Annotated in this window: 14 protein-coding genes; 1 reads left to right on the forward strand and 13 read right to left on the reverse strand. The window is 38.6% G+C overall.

Annotated elements, in window-relative coordinates:
• Window positions 1-97: 97 nt before the first annotated feature.
• The 3 genes from ACZ9EE_RS31670 to ACZ9EE_RS31680 form a co-directional block, all read right to left on the reverse strand.
• A complete protein-coding gene (locus ACZ9EE_RS31670) occupies window positions 98-607 on the reverse strand; it encodes a CBO0543 family protein (protein ID WP_476032596.1) in 510 nt (169 codons plus the stop codon).
• A gap of 127 nt (window positions 608-734) precedes the next feature.
• Window positions 735-1,235, reverse strand: a complete 501-nt coding sequence (locus tag ACZ9EE_RS31675; protein ID WP_476032597.1) for a DinB family protein — start codon at window positions 1,233-1,235, stop codon at window positions 735-737.
• Between the two features lie 188 nt (window positions 1,236-1,423).
• Window positions 1,424-2,185, reverse strand: a complete 762-nt coding sequence (locus ACZ9EE_RS31680) for an SDR family oxidoreductase (protein WP_476032598.1) — start codon at window positions 2,183-2,185, stop codon at window positions 1,424-1,426.
• 662 nt (window positions 2,186-2,847) lie between these two features.
• On the opposite strand from ACZ9EE_RS31680, the gene ACZ9EE_RS31685 reads away from it, so the two are divergent.
• Window positions 2,848-3,468, forward strand: a complete 621-nt coding sequence (locus ACZ9EE_RS31685) for an NAD(P)-dependent oxidoreductase (RefSeq protein WP_476032599.1) — start codon at window positions 2,848-2,850, stop codon at window positions 3,466-3,468.
• Window positions 3,469-3,604: 136 nt separating this feature from the next.
• Here the strand turns inward: ACZ9EE_RS31685 and ACZ9EE_RS31690 are convergent, their stop codons facing one another.
• The 10 genes from ACZ9EE_RS31690 to shc all read right to left on the reverse strand — a co-directional run bounded on the left by ACZ9EE_RS31690 (window position 3,605) and on the right by shc (window position 15,365).
• The gene (locus ACZ9EE_RS31690) at window positions 3,605-3,922 is read right to left on the reverse strand and encodes a hypothetical protein (protein ID WP_476032600.1); all 318 of its coding nucleotides are present in this window, start codon (window positions 3,920-3,922) and stop codon (window positions 3,605-3,607) included.
• Between the two features lie 53 nt (window positions 3,923-3,975).
• Entirely contained in the window at window positions 3,976-5,082 is a 1,107-nt protein-coding gene (locus ACZ9EE_RS31695) for a chitobiase/beta-hexosaminidase C-terminal domain-containing protein (RefSeq protein ID WP_476032601.1), read from the reverse strand.
• Between the two features lie 34 nt (window positions 5,083-5,116).
• Entirely contained in the window at window positions 5,117-5,428 is a 312-nt protein-coding gene (locus ACZ9EE_RS31700) for an AtuA-related protein (protein WP_476032603.1), read from the reverse strand.
• On the reverse strand, window positions 5,409-6,746 hold the full coding sequence (locus ACZ9EE_RS31705) for an acyclic terpene utilization AtuA family protein (protein WP_476032604.1): 1,338 nt from the start codon (window positions 6,744-6,746) through the stop codon (window positions 5,409-5,411). The genes ACZ9EE_RS31700 and ACZ9EE_RS31705 overlap by 20 nt, the downstream gene beginning before the upstream one ends.
• Before the next feature lie 11 nt (window positions 6,747-6,757).
• Entirely contained in the window at window positions 6,758-8,056 is a 1,299-nt protein-coding gene (locus ACZ9EE_RS31710) for a CitMHS family transporter (protein WP_476032605.1), read from the reverse strand.
• Between the two features lie 350 nt (window positions 8,057-8,406).
• Window positions 8,407-9,825 carry a sigma-54 interaction domain-containing protein gene (locus tag ACZ9EE_RS31715; protein WP_476032606.1) on the reverse strand — a complete coding sequence of 473 codons (1,419 nt, stop codon included), beginning with the start codon at window positions 9,823-9,825 and terminating at the stop codon, window positions 8,407-8,409.
• Window positions 9,826-10,066: 241 nt separating this feature from the next.
• Window positions 10,067-11,416 (reverse strand): MFS transporter, encoded by a 1,350-nt coding sequence (locus tag ACZ9EE_RS31720; protein ID WP_476032607.1) that lies wholly within the window; start codon window positions 11,414-11,416, stop codon window positions 10,067-10,069.
• A 939-nt stretch (window positions 11,417-12,355) separates the two neighbouring features.
• Entirely contained in the window at window positions 12,356-12,688 is a 333-nt protein-coding gene (locus ACZ9EE_RS31725) for a nuclease domain-containing protein (protein WP_476033172.1), read from the reverse strand.
• A 90-nt stretch (window positions 12,689-12,778) separates the two neighbouring features.
• The gene (locus ACZ9EE_RS31730; RefSeq protein WP_476032608.1) at window positions 12,779-13,324 is read right to left on the reverse strand and encodes an HXXEE domain-containing protein; all 546 of its coding nucleotides are present in this window, start codon (window positions 13,322-13,324) and stop codon (window positions 12,779-12,781) included.
• Window positions 13,325-13,472: 148 nt separating this feature from the next.
• On the reverse strand, window positions 13,473-15,365 hold the full coding sequence (shc, locus tag ACZ9EE_RS31735) for a squalene--hopene cyclase (protein WP_476032609.1): 1,893 nt from the start codon (window positions 15,363-15,365) through the stop codon (window positions 13,473-13,475).
• Between the last annotated feature and the right edge of the window lie 42 nt (window positions 15,366-15,407).

Below are 15,407 nucleotides of genomic sequence, written 5' to 3' on the forward strand. Positions count from 1 at the left end.
CATAAAAACCCTTACCTTCTTCAATTAACCTCCCCTACAAAAAAAGAAATAGACCTCTACAGCAATCACTTCTTTCACTCTTCCCCTAAAATATGGCTTAGTGTTCAGGCAAAGGAACATGAAAATAAATTACAAAAAAGGCCGTAAATACAAATGAAACAAACCACGCTGAAATCGGCTTAAAGTAATGAAATCTTAACATAATTACCATAAGGAAATTAAAAGCAATTGACCACCAGTAATTCCAGCCATGATGATATGTTATTTTTTCAGTTAAATACATTACTCCTTCTATACCACAAAGAATAAATCCCCATAATAATATATATTTCATTTGCTTCGTCAGGGACTTGGGTAAGTGAGAAAGAAACAATATAATAATGCAAGGAAAAATGATAAAAGCTACCACTAATACGGAAAATGTTCTGTTAAGTAAAAAACTTTCACTCTCCATCTTCCAAAGAAAATAATGCCCGTCAACAAAGAAATTATATAAAAGCTGATTTACAATCATATATAAAATAGTGGGGTAGTATTTCTCCCAGTTTTTGAAATCGCCCCATTTCCAGCAACAAAGTAAAAGGATTAAACACAATGCAGTACGCAAAAAGTAACACCTAATTTCACTTTTTTTTAATATCTGTGAAAAAGTTCAAATTCATACGATTTCCCAAGTAAACTCCCCCGAAAGCGGAACAAGAAATGCGGCCGTTCTTATAGAACAATCGCACCAGTTATTTAACAAGTCTTTGTTCTAACTCATTTTTTTGGCGCAAGTGATGACGAAAATGCATACCAACCAAATCAACCCATTCTCTTGCATTCAGCCAGCCGAATCCTCCATGCACGACTTTATAATTTGCGTTTATACCATCTACTTTCGATTCCCATTGGCTCAACCTTTTAATTAATTGATTCATTCTGCTGATAAGATCGTCCATGCTATCCGAATTATTAGGTGCAGTATTTAGTTCATCGGGTAATTTAATTTTAATTGGCGGAAACCCTCCGATCTTATATAAATGCTCACCAAACTCCGTTTTTCCAAGGAGTTGTTCATCATTTAAGCTAGCACATGTTTCCACATTATCTAGATACTCATGGGCAACAAGGATTAAATGGTCATACATTTGCCCAATAGACCAAACCCCTTCTTCAGATATATATCTTAACTGTACCAATGAGTACTTTTGAAGTTCGTTCTTATAAGTATTAATCAGTTTAAGTTCGCTCAATTTGATGCCTCCTTTGTATTAATTAACTCAAAATCTTTTTTTACATTTTTTGTATATATCACTAATGATTCACTATTCGATTACAAATACCTTCTTCCACAATCCTTCCAGTTAGTTGAAGTGAAGTGATTTTACATACTTTAAGGGAATAAAAAAAGGTTGCCTCGCAACCTGCCCTTACAATCTCTTTAAACCATTCTTTTAAGTAGATATTCCTCGAATGTAATGTTTCCCATTTTTCGTATAGGATTAGTATTTTTTCCCTCAGAGAAAGATTTGTACAGTTTTCCTGGTAAAGAAATGCTTAAAACTTTATTTGGTTCATTATTTTTGTTGATTTTCAGTTCAGCCATTTCTCTTAAAGTCATAATATCTGGCCCAGCAAAATCATCTGCTCTTCCTTGTGGATTTTTATCCACTAAACCGATGAGATGATTGGCAAATTCACTAACATCGACACTTTGAAATTTAACGTTTCCAGGAACAATATATCTTTTAAATAGGGGTTTTGAGATAAATATATTTTCTACAAAATGGTGGAACTGGGTGGCTCGAACAATGGTATGCGGGATCGAACTATTTTTTAACAAATTTTCTGCTTCATATTTTTGTTGATAATATTTAAAGGGTATTTCATCGATTCCAACAATGGACGGATAAATAAAATGTTTTATGTGATGCAACTTCCCTATAAACTCCTTAAAACCTGAAACCTCTACAATTTTTGAATTTTTCATCGGACTTGTTGCTGCGTGAATGATGACATCTACATCTTTAATTGCTTCCTCAATGCCTTCACCAGTCAATAAATCGCTATAAACCCACTCCAAATGTCCGATTCCTTCGGGTTTTTTTCTTGAAGTTAGTTTAACTTGATAATCAGAACCGTTTAGCTGCTTAATCAAATTGGAACCTAGTTGTCCTGACGAACCTGTGACCAGTATATTCAAGGTACAACACTCCCGTTGTATTGGATTTCCTTCTATTGTAATATTCAGACGCTGGGGTCATTATTCAACTAAACCACCTATCGGAACAAGAAAAGCGACTGCACTATTGAACAATCGCCCCGGTTTATAGAAAGTCTATTAATCTTCATCTTTTACATACGAAAACTAGAATAATAACCTAATGGATAGGAAAATACATAAAACAGAACAAGCATAAAAAAGTAAAGCCGTTTTAAAATTCCTCCTGAATTTAATAGCGTAAGCACAAAAGAAGATAGCCGCTGCGAATTTAGAACCACTTCGTAAGTAAGTATGATTTGAAAAAAATGAACTGCTTAAAATAATCGAAGCAAGAAAAGTGATAGAAATAAGGATTTTAAACCACAACGGTTCATGGAGAAACACTTTAATCATAAATTTTATCCGTTGCATGAGGGTACATCTCCCTTCTATCTTACTAAGTGGGACTCAAGTAAAAGAGCTTGACTCGATTATCCGTAATCCATCAATACAGCTCTCAAAACATATTTATGTTATCCTTTATACGATTGGAAAATGAAAAAGTTTCCTACATTACAGGAATGCTGCCCCTTACGTTGAACAAGACAATACACTAACTTTTATAGTAAAATACAACAACGACAAAAAGGAGCCACTTTCATATGAATATTTTAATCTTAGGCGCAACGGGACGAGTTGGAAGTCAACTAGTGACAAATGCCCTTGATGACAGGCATCATGTTACGATATTAGTTCGTACACCAGAGAAAATTCAAATAAATATCAAAAATTTAACGATTTTTGAAGGGAATGTTTTAAATAAAGATGATATCGTACATGCCATGCATGGGATTGATGTTGTGATTAGTGCACTAAATACGGACGGGACAACCACTCTGTCAGAAAGTATGCCACTTATAATCGAAGCAATGGAAAACGAAGGGATAAAACGAATCATCACGATAGGAACGGCGGGTATTCTCCAAAGTAGAACGATGCCTAATTCTCTGCGTTATCAATCAGGTGAATCAAGGCAGAGGTCAACCCGTGCAGCGAAAGAACATCATAAAGTTTACGATATGCTCAAACAATCAAGCCTCGATTGGACAATTGTCTGTCCTACGTATTTGCCGGATGGAGAAAGGCTAGGCAAATATCGAATAGAACGAAATTTTTTACCGGAGGGTGGAGCTGAAATATCGGTACAGGATACAGCTGATTTTACATTTAACCAGATAAAAGCAAGCGAGTATATTAAATCACGTGTAGGGATCGCCTATTAATATTATTCTTACACACTATCATATTGGATTAACCTGCTTTTTGCAAAAGATCATGAGATGCGGCAACAATCCCCACTCTATAACTAAAGCTTCCTTTCAGAATATCTATATATAAATTAGAGTCTAAAAATAACAATTAATGAAAGTAAAAGAGATGTTGTAAAATTAACATCTCTTTTTTTACTAAACGCAAAAAGCATCGGTGCTGAAAACCGATGCTTGTTTGCGTGTTAGGAATGATCGCCAAGTTGCTGTGCGAACGGAAGTTAAGCGGGTAGTTCACTCCTACATAGACATATAATAAGGATTGATTCGCATTGATTATACCACCGATGATAAAGAACAAGATGGAGAGAACGGCAATATCCCATTTGAAGCTAAGCGAGTAAAGCAATACACTCGCGATCAAAAAGTAGATTACTAGAATTGGCTTATGACCAAATTTGTCTGCCAATTTTCCTCCTAATGGAACAAACAAACTTGCCATATGGATAATAATATTTAAAATTAATTTGAAGATTTAACTTGATTAAATACCCATTCAATCATCTCTTTATTCTCATAAGCAGGTACCCATGATCCATGGTTATACTTCATCTCAGCTGGGTATTCAGTATAATTAGGGGTTCCTCCAGCATTTTTAATCGCCTCTATAGCATTTCGTGAAAAGGAAACAGGAATGACTTGGTCATCCTCTGCATGAAAGGCCCAGATTGGTTTCTTAGCAAGTACATATACCTTATCTGGATCAGCCCCGCCTGCTATAGGAACCATTGCAGCAAATAGATTAGGGTAAGCGATATTTAAATTAAATGTACCAAATCCCCCTTGGGATAAGCCAGTGGAATATAAACGATTAGAGTCAATATTATAGTTTTGTCTCACATGTTGGAAGATATTATATGCCTTTTGTAAATCGGTTGAAAACTCAAAAACTCGGCTTAAATTAACTATGTTATTAGAATCCCGTGTGACCGTAAATCCTCCATCCGGTACATTTCGTGCTTGAGGGGCCAACACAAAAGCAGGATGTTTTGCTTGATTTTCCGGTGCCGCCCAGATAACGGCCCCATCATTAGCTGTTAACTGCTTTATATTATCATTACCCCGTTCTCCTCCACCATGTAAAAATAAAACAAGAGGATAAGCCCTGTGTGGATCGTAGTTTTCAGGAACATAAAGTCGATATGGCATAGAGTCATAGGTGAAACTTAGGAATTTCGAAGCAATGGATTCTCTAGTTTCGAAAGTATAAGTGAAAGTAGCGATTTCACTAGTAATATTCCCCTTACTAACGGTTAAAGCTTTACTGCTGACATCCCCTCTAATAGCAATGGCTTTAATTGTCGTATCTTCTTGTATTTGAAAGGGGGTAGTGTATAAGAAACTACTCTTTGTAGGTGTGCTTCCATCAAGTGTATAGTAAATAGTTACACCTGGTGTCGAAGAACTTAGGATGACGGTTTGCTCCTTATAATAAGCCCCTTCCGGTAATGAAGAGATCGGGGGAGCGACATTTCCTTTATTTTCATCATTTTTAGCAAAGGCTGTTACGGTGAATGCAGGAATAATAAGAAAGGTCAGTATAATGATATTGGTTAATTTTTTTAACATATTATTTTGCTTCCTCCCTTTTTCGTGTTTATATCTACCAATCTATCTCCATCTCCAACAATGCATAGCTCAAGCTTTTCCCATGAGTATCGGTGCTTAATGAAGTCGTCACCCCTCCAAGAAGGGCTTGCTGACATACAAATTGGAGGGCTGCAATATTTGGAACCTCATACCGAATAACAGTCCCTTCCACTACATCTTTTAAATGGTCTTTTACTTTTTCGGAACTGATTCTTTTACACAATAATGGGTAATCCGCTTCATTATAGGGAATAATCGATACGATTAGCGTATTTCCTTTGTCACCAGCACGACTATGAGCTAATTCATATAATTTTTTCTTCACTTTTTATACTCTCCCTAATAACCATTGACGGTTTAACTTTTTCTCTTGGTAATAAGGTTGACACAATACCAATGATTTCATTTGTATACTTTCGGGCTCCACCGCCACCAGCTGGGCCATTTGTATAAAGTGCCTCTACTTCGTCACCAATTCTTAACGCCTTCTCCTTGGTCTCGGCTCTACCCGCAACTCGCAAACGAATCTCATAGGGGGACTCCTTCTGACCAAAACAGGTCCGATGAACCGAAGAACTGCCGATATAATCGATTCGAAGTTCAGTAAAATCATTCTTCAGTCGTTCGTGGATGATTTCTCCTGCGAGCGTTGCCCTTCCTAAGGCATTTGACCCTGCATAGGAAATTTCTCCCTCCCCTATAAAGCCGGCATGGTAGCCTACACTTACCTTCAGTTTCTCAGGTTTCTTTTTTCCGGTACATCCTGAAACAGCAATTTGATTCGGTCCTATTTCTTTTAAATGAACGGTTGCGAAATCAGCCACTACATCGGGAGTAATGTATTCATTTGGATTCGTTACTTCATACAAAAGCTGTTCCTTCGCTGTTGCTAAAGAAATGATTCCTCCAGTTCCCTCTATTTTACTTATTATAGCGCTTCCATCCGGTGCCACATCTGCATATGGAAATCCTAAATGAGCCAAATTCGGGACTTCCTTTTTACCAGGGTCTGCAAAATACCCTCCGCAAATCTGACCCCCGCATTCCAACAAATGACCTATAGCAGTTCCTTGCGCTATCCGATCCGTATGATCTAGAGACCAGCCAAAATGATAAATCATAGGAGCAACAAAGAGTGAGGGATCGGCGACTCTTCCAGTAATGATAATATCAGCTTCAGATGCCAGCGAAGGTAATAGAGCCTCTACTCCCAAGTAGGCATTTGCAGAGATATACGGCTGATAGTTGGAAAGATCGGTATTTGTCTCCAATGTTTTATCATTAGATTGGATGTGAGTCAGTACGTCATCTCCCGTAACGGCTGCGACTTTTAAGGAGATTCCTAGACTTTTAGCCATCTTTACTACCATTTCTGCAGCACCAACAGGGTTAGCCGCCCCCATATTGGTTATAAGTCGAACCTTGTTTTTACTGATGATCGGCAAGAGAAGTTCCATTCTCTTTTCTAATAATGGATCATATCCCAAATTTGGATTTGAAAGTTTTCTTTTTTGGGCCAATGCAATAGTCCGTTCAGCAAGACATTCCAATACAAGATAATCTAACTGTCCTTTTTCCGCTAACACTACGGCTGGTTCTAGTCTATCTCCTGAAAATCCTGCTCCTGATCCAATTCTAATCATTTTTTATCACCTCAAATTGATATAGCTCCTGTTGCTAATGCAATAATGGTCATGACAATCGTTGTTCCGAAAGCCCATTTAATAATAAAACGCTGATGTTCACCTAAATCTACACCTGATAATCCAACCAGTATAAAAGTTGAGGCTGTCAGCGGACTTAAAGGAAAGCCTGTTGTCATTTGACCGAGAATCGCTGCACGCCCTACCTCAATGGAGTCCATTCCAAAATTTGAAGCCGTTTCACTTATAATAGGAAGGACGCCAAAATAATAAGCGTCTGGAGTAAACACTAGACTAAGAGGCATACTTGTAATAGCAACAAGAATAGGTAAAAGTTCTGCATGCTGTGCAGGAATAATGGAAACGAAAGATGAAGCCATAGCGTCAATCATCTTTGTTCCTGAAAGAATGCCTGTAAAAATACCGGCTGCAAAAATCATGGTTGATACCATCACTACATTTCCTGCATGATTAGATAACCGCTCTTGTTGATCACTTAGTTTTGGGTAGTTCACAAGTAAAGCAATCACAAATGCAACAATAAATAACACAGGCATTGGCAGCCATGCCATGACAAGTGCTATTAGCAGTAATACGGTTAATAACGCATTGAACCAAAATATTTGTGGCCTTTTTCCTTCAATAGTAGCTGCTTGTTCCGACAAAAAGTCATCATATTGATTCTTTATATCAATAATTCCCAGTCGTGCTCTCTCCTTTTTCCCAAGCCAAAATGCGGACAATAATACCCATGCTATCCCTCCAAGCATGGCAGGGAGAACTGGATTAAACAATTCAACTGAGTCAGTATGAAGTACTGTCATTGCTCTTGCAGTTGGACCTCCCCACGGTGCAATATTCATGACACCAGCTCCTAAAGCAACAACACCCGACAGTACAAGCGGATTCATCCCAAGCCTTTTATAAAGAGGGAGGAATGCTGAGATGGTAATCATAAAGGTAGATGCCCCTTCACCATCCAACGCAACAAGCATCGTGACGATGGCTGTACCTATGACAACTTTTAGAGGATCTCCTTTCACAATGCGAATCATACGAGAAATGATGGGATCAAATAAACCAGCATCCATCATTAGTCCAAAATACAAAACTGCAAAACCCACCATAATTCCCGTTGGTGCAACCTTTTGAACCCCTTCAAGCATCATGGGTCCTAACTTAGTTCCAGCTCCACTAATAAGTCCAAAAACAATCGGCACAAGGACGAGCGAAATAATAACGGAAAGACGTTTTGTCATAATTAAAAAGAGAAATACCCCAATGGTTAAATAGCCTAAAAGTGCTAACATTCTACCCCCCCTTTGATTTACACCGCTATAAAAGATTAAACACCTATCCCCCTTTTAGAAATGGTTAACTATCATAATTACTTGCAAGTACTGTGCCAAAATGATTTTATTTTGCTTTATTAAACTTGAAATAATCGAACTTATTATAAAATTGCTTGATTTATAAAGATTTTACACAAACAAAAAAGAAAGCGCGTTCAAAATGTGCACTCTCTCTAATATCTCATTTCTTAATTGTATTTCTAACATTTTAGAACAAAGTTTTATTTTTTCTCCTTGCCTTCTACTATAAATAAAGGTTTGCTCCATTTCTAATTATTTAGAAATGAAAATGACCAAATTCTAATAGTTTAGAAATTTAGTTGGTGGCGTTTAAGTTTATTATATAAAGTAGCTAGTGATATCCCTAACACTTCGGCAGCTTTTTTCTTTTCTTCAATATCATGACCAAATCTTTTTATTGTATCTTGAATAAAGTTTCTTTCAGCTACCTCCATTGCTTCTTGTAAAGTTTGGTTTAACGGAGACTCACCTGATTCGATTAAGGGGACATTCTTTTTCGTAATAATCTCGGGAAGATGATCGATCTTTATTACTGTTCCCTCCGCCATACAAGTAGCATAATCCATTACATTCTTTAATTCACGGACATTCCCAGGCCATTCATACCTCTGTAAAAAATTCATGGTTTGATTTTCAATGGAATAACTGGCAGGGAACTTGTTTTGTAACAAATTGATTTCCGTTGATTTAAGCAGAAATTGGACAATGTCTGGAATATCTTCTTTTCTATCTCGAAGGGGAGGTATATGAAGACTTATCACATTTAATCTGTAAAATAAGTCGTCACGAAAACGGTTCTTTTTGACAAGTTGCTCTAAATCACGGTGTGTTGCAGCAATGATCCTTACATCAATATTCCTTTCACTCGTTTCACCTATTCTTCGAATTTTCTTTTCCTGTAAAACCCTTAATAGTTTAGCCTGAAGGTCATAGGACATGTCTCCAATTTCATCAAGGAAGATGGTTCCGTTATTGGCCATTTCAAAGAGCCCTATTTTACCACCCTTTTTAGCATTGGTAAAAGCACCCTCACCGTAACCAAATAGTTCACTTTCTAAAAGAGATGATGGAATTGCGGCACAATTAACGGGGATAAAAGCCCGGCTAAATCTGTTACTTTTATTATGTATCGCCTGCGCAAACAGTTCTTTTCCAGTACCACTCTCCCCTGTGACGAGAATGGGCAAATCTGATTCAGATACCTTTTCAGCAACATAGACGACTTCATTTAATCCTCTATTTTTTCCGATAATGTCTTCAAATGTGTATTTTGCTTGATAAAGAGAATTCATTCTTTTTTCAAGCTGCTCTAATTTTTCCCCTTTTTTCTTTAATTCTTGAGATAGTTTATGGACTTCTGTCAGGCTTTTACAAACAGATACAGCCCCTATTATTTGATCATTTACGATGATAGGGGCCATATCCACCATATATTCCCTGTCCTCTGTTTTTCTGTAAACTCCTACTCGGCATTTTTGATCTATCAATGTTTCAGTTAATTGGGCACCTGGACGATATTCCTTCAACGGCTTTCCAATAATATCCGGAGTTACTCCTGTTATTTGTGTATACTCCGGGTTAATAAGCCTAACGATCCCTTCATGATCGATTACCAATACACCATCATTAATGGAATAAACGATCGCTTTCCACCATTCAATTTGTGATTCCAAAGAGAAATCGGTTGTATTATTTTTTAGAAGCACTTTTTAAACATCCTCTTTTCTATTATTTTTGAATTATCTGCCTGTTTACAGAATATTCTATCACTATTTGATGTTCCTTGGTTAAGAATGAGGTACTTTTATGGTTTTTGATTCTATTCAACGACTTCATCGGTGAAGCAAAGGACGACATAAAAAAAAGACAGGTCTCCCCGTCTAGCTAAATACGATTTATATTGTTCTTTTATCTTTCGTCTCCGTGTAGGGAATCTGTAATTTATTATTATGCGTTTTTGTTTATATAAGCAATATTCATATTAGCTTTGTTTGACGAATTGGCCATATTTTTTGTCAACAGGACAACCAGTCCCGCCACAAGAGCCGGTATAGCGAATACCAGGAAATTCACCGTAACAGAAGCATGAGCGGATAAAAGCATTCCCATGATAGTTGGTCCAAAAGCCCCTCCAAGCCGCCCGAAACCAACGATTCCGCCAAGTGCTGTCGACCGGAAGTTAAGCGGGTAGTTCACTCCAACATAGGCATATAATAAGGATTGGTTTCCATTGATCATCCCACCAATGATAAAGACCAAAATGGAAAGAACGGCAATATCCCATTTGTGGCTAACCGTGTAGAGCAATACACTCGCAACCAAAAAGTAGCTTAGTAGGATTGGCTTATGACCAAATTTGTCTGCCAATTTTCCGCCTATTGGAACAAACAGGAAGGATCCGAGGTTTAATGTCAATAATAAGGATAAGCCGGAAACTAGATTATATCCCTGATTCATCATCAACTTCGGAAGCCAAGTACCGATGCCGAACAGAAGGAATAAATTGATGAAAAACATGATGCAGAAAATGGTCGTGTTTCTTGCAAATCCATGTTTAAACAGATTCGTCAGACCTCCCTTTCCCGTATTGTGGAACTCGTTGACTGTGTATTCATCATTTTCATTTAAAACTAACGCCGGGTTGATTTTCCTCAGAAGTTTTTGAATTTTACTCTTTTCGCCCTTTTTCACCATGGAAACAACAGAATCAGGCAGACAAAAATACGCTATGACGACCATGAATATAGGGATAAATGCAAAGAAAAACAGGATGCGCCATCCATGTGCGGGCATCACCGACATTCCAATCAAGGTGCAAAGAATCGTCCCGATCGGCACCCCGATATTGGTGATTCCGATTAAGGTTGCGCGGCTTGAGAGTGGGGAATATTCCGAAACAAGCGCGAGCACGTTTGGCGTCACACCAGCAAGTGCCATACCTGCGATAACCCGGCAGATTGCAAAGGTCACTAGAGAATGACCGGTTCCAGCAAAGCCGGTAAAGATACAGTAAATGGCGATGCATAACATAATGACATTCTTTCTCCCAATTTTATCGGCGAGCCAGCCGAAGAAAATCGAACCGAAAATCATGCCATACAAGCCGTAGCTTACAAGCAATCCGGATTGTGTTGGATTCAAACCGGTATCCTTCATTAAAACCGGCATCACCACACCAAAAATGTTCAAATCGTATCCATCGAAAATGATGATGAATAGACCGCAAAGGAAAACGGTAAAGAAGAACGGATTGAATTTCGCTTTGTCAATTTGTTCGTTGACGTTAATGTATTTCATAGGGCACCTCTTTTTATTTTTAAATGATAGCGGTTTCAAAAATATCCTTCTAAAGACGAAATCCTTTCCCCTTTTACATATTTTCTAAAATCTTTGCTTGCTCAGCTGATAGAATTTTGCTTCCAGCTTTTTGGCTAGTCCCGGATTATATGTTTTCACATATTCATGTCCCAATCCGGTGTGAGTCTCCAAAGCTAATTTAACCGGTTAACGCCCGGTACATATACAATTTCGAACAGCGTCTGATCTGCCACATGGTTATTCGCTTCACTGACTCCTACTGCCCGTAGGAATCATGTACCAGACTCAATAACCATGATTGTTTGGTTAATAGATTAGTATTTTCAATGTGATACCTCCTTTTTTTATAAACTATTTACTTCCTTTTTAATAATAAGATAATAATGAATTTTCTTGAAATTCAAATTTTGGATGAGAGAAATCTCAATTTACGATTAAGAGTGGGATTAGTTAAGGTTGGAGGATTTTCATGGATTTACGACAGTTTGAAGTTTTCATTTCCGTGGTTTTGATCTTACCTTTCATTTGATAATAGTAATAGACACTTTTAGGAAGGACGAGGCCTTCAAAATCTCAGACAAACTATATTTCTGCCTTAATTCAGTCACTACTTGCGCTTGCTTTTGTCTATCTATAGGTTCCTGCAGGATTAGGCTTTTTATCTTTCAATATGCGGAAAAATCCCGCAGGACTATTCCTATAGAGTGAAGTTGGATTTCATAAAATAGAACACGGCTAATCATAAATGGTTAGCCGCTCATATAAAATCAGTATTTATTTACTTTTTTGATCCTCTTATTCTTCTTTTTTCTCTCATGAAGAACCCCATCAAGATACCTTTTTAACTCAAATTCACCCGAGTATGACTGGCAAAGAAATTCCTTCGCCCTTTTCATCCCTGAAGCAACATTTCCCTTTCTAACTCGACAAGCGACTAACACTTCTTACAATCTTACCGAGGAAAAATTCATCTTCTTCCATAGGCATTACTTTAATTGCCCCCATGCCATATTGATCATGATAATCAGAATGGAAAAATCTCATCCCTTCAGCTGCCTCATCCGTTGACGGTGTGAGGATATAGACCGCTTGAACAGCTCTCTCACCGGTGTTACGCTTGAGAATGCCATCGCGGTATTTATGCATTTCTCCCAGTGCAGTACCGAGATTGTCAGGAACACGATATTTGGGGTCAAACACGATCAAGCCGTTTTCCCCTTCCAAAACAATATTTTTATATTTCAGGCTCACCAAACATCGAAAATATTGAAAAGTAAACGGACTCAAACACATCTTGATTCCGAAAGGGTCATATGACTTTATAAAAAAATCTGAGACCAGTTATCGAATAAAATAACGGCCTAAAAGATTGCCAACTAGGAAAACCAGAATCATGATCAAACTAACCGGTAGACTGGTGAATAGCAAATGCCAGTCCATCTGTCCATCTTCGACTAAAAAATAATATGTAACGAGGCAGTAAGGGGCAAGGAGGAACAGTGACGTTAGGATGCCAGGCGTGTAGCCCCTAAACATAATGGTTTGAACCATATGAATGAATGCCTGCAAAACAAATAAATTAAGAATGGCTATAAATAAAAGAAAACTCCCACCGTAAGATGAAAAATGGGCGGTCATCACTGTAGTGAATGAGATAATCAGTAAAATCCATGTCGCCGAAACAGCAAGCTGGGCAGCGGTTGAACCTAGTTTTTCCCTCATTCTTAACGTTTGTTCAACGAAGTTAGTTTTCGGATATTTGTCTTTATGTGCAGCCATGGAAGATTCAATCGTAATGATCTCTTCTAAGTCATGGAAAATAAAAATAATCGGAAACAACCATATTAATAGGTTAAGATCCAAAAATTGGTGGAGCGCCCCTAGCATCTATTGCCTACCCCCTTTTTGTTGGCAAGATTTCGCTTTTCTCTAAGACCACCGTCTGTTTTGGTTTGTTCATTTTATGGGACAGGATATAAAAATATGCCAAAGGTCACGCAAGAGATTTTTTTAATACCTAGCCTTAATTAATATCCTAATGTGACTCAGCATCTAGGAGCTGCCCACCAGCCAATTTTTGAAAATGGGACAGGGCTAGCAATGGAAAAACATATTCATAACAATGATAATTGAGATAAAAAGATCCTGCCATTCCCCTCCCTTTTGGGTAGGCCGTCGTCCAATCTTTTTCCTTCCTATCTACTAAAAAAGCTGCACCGTTTTCAATTTCAGGCGTAACTACAGTGGCGGCCGAGATGAGTGTGTCAAGGGCCCAAGCGGTATGAGTACGAGTACTTTCGCCCAACGGCACATAACAATTTTTGATATCACTTTTACAGGATTCTCCCCAGCCCCCGTCGGGATTCTGTATACTTCGCAACCAAGTTAGAGCCTTTTGAATCGCTGGATGATTCGGGGAAACACCAACTGCAACCAATCCCGTTACAGCCGCCCATGTGCCATAAATATACACGCCCCATCGCCCCACCCAGGAACCATCTGAATTTTGCTGCCGCAACAGCCACCGAATCCCATCTTTCACCATGGGATGGTGAAGATCCAAATGGGTATAGTTTCCGAAGAACTCTAATGTCCTTCCCGTTAAATCAACTGTCGACGGATCAATCAATAAATCTTTTCCACCCTCTATCGGTAACAAATTCAACAATTTCTTATTCACATTCTTTTCGAATGCCGCCCAACCTCCGTCCTTGTTTTGCATGGAAATGAGCCAGTTTATTCCCCGATCCCATGCCTGCCGGCAATTCACTTGGTTTTTGGCCAACGTACGGATTGACCTCAATGCAACAGTTGTATCGTCAATATCTGGGTGGATTGTGTTCATGTCCGCAAAGCCCCAACCACCCGGTAACAGGTTCGGTTCATGAATAACCCAATCCCCGTATTTGAGATGCTGACGGGAGAGAATGTACTCATTTGCCTTTTGTACAGTGTTGGATGAATAGGGAACTCCAGATTCTTGAAGGGCATAATTGATTAAAGTCGTATTCCAGACCGATGCTGTCGTGTATTGGCAGTGAAGTTCCCCGTCTATCCGGCAGGTCATCGCTTTTAATCCTTGTACGGCACGAGTAATCACCGGATGTGTAGTTGGATACCCCCTCGCCAGTAAGGCAAAAATCATCAGAGAAGTTGTGCTGAAATAATTTAAATAGGTGCCGTCCGGTTCGATTCGGTCCAGCATATATTTTTCGGCACGATATAATGACAATTCGCGAAGATTTACATGGGATTTCAGACCCTTAATCCCCTGTTTAATCCATTGGATCACCGAGCGGGCCTCTTCTGCTTGATCCTCTGTAAAAAAACGAACAGCTTTTTTTTGAAACAAATCGGAGAGATTGGGCGATCGAGGCGTTCTCTTACGAAAATTCGTATTGGCGAGAATCAAAAAAGGGATAATGTTCGCTCTTCCGTACACGGAGAGGTCAAAAAGATTGATGGGAAAGGAGTCTGGTAAAAGCATCACTTCAATATTAATGGGGAAATGCGGCCACTCACATTGTCCTGTTAAGGCCAACATGATTTTTAAAAACATATGGACCTCCGCAGCCCCTCCGTTGGCCAAAATGAACCTTCTTGCAGCCTGGATTTCCGGGTCTTTTCGATTCCGGTAACCAGAATAAAGAAGGGCATAATAAGCCTCTACAGTGGATGTCAGATTTCCCTTTTCCTCATCATGAAACAGCTTCCATGATCCATCTTTCTGCTGTTTTCCGGCAATCCGTTTCACCAATTCTTTTATGAAATCCTCATCATCTATCTCCAATGTCCGTAATAAGATAATCATACTACAGTCCATTGCGATCCCGGTCTCGAAAGGATAATGCCAGGCCCCGTCCTCTGATTGGTCCTGGACTAACTGATCAGCGATTCTGTTCATCTCCTGATAAATCCGATGCCTCATATGACCCATCCTCTCCCCTATATTCATCTTTGTATTCATATT

Source organism: Bacillus sp. URHA0034, from assembly GCF_056280405.1.

Coding starts and splice junctions, on each gene's coding strand:
- ACZ9EE_RS31705 (WP_476032604.1), bottom strand. CDS start 6,746: ATGATTAGAATTGGATCAGGAGCAGGATTTTCAGGAGATAGACTAGAA.
- ACZ9EE_RS31695 (WP_476032601.1), bottom strand. CDS start 5,082: ATGTTAAAAAAATTAACCAATATCATTATACTGACCTTTCTTATTATT.
- shc (WP_476032609.1), bottom strand. CDS start 15,365: ATGAGGCATCGGATTTATCAGGAGATGAACAGAATCGCTGATCAGTTA.
- ACZ9EE_RS31720 (WP_476032607.1), bottom strand. CDS start 11,416: ATGAAATACATTAACGTCAACGAACAAATTGACAAAGCGAAATTCAAT.
- ACZ9EE_RS31710 (WP_476032605.1), bottom strand. CDS start 8,056: ATGTTAGCACTTTTAGGCTATTTAACCATTGGGGTATTTCTCTTTTTA.
- ACZ9EE_RS31730 (WP_476032608.1), bottom strand. CDS start 13,324: ATGCTAGGGGCGCTCCACCAATTTTTGGATCTTAACCTATTAATATGG.
- ACZ9EE_RS31685 (WP_476032599.1), top strand. CDS start 2,848: ATGAATATTTTAATCTTAGGCGCAACGGGACGAGTTGGAAGTCAACTA.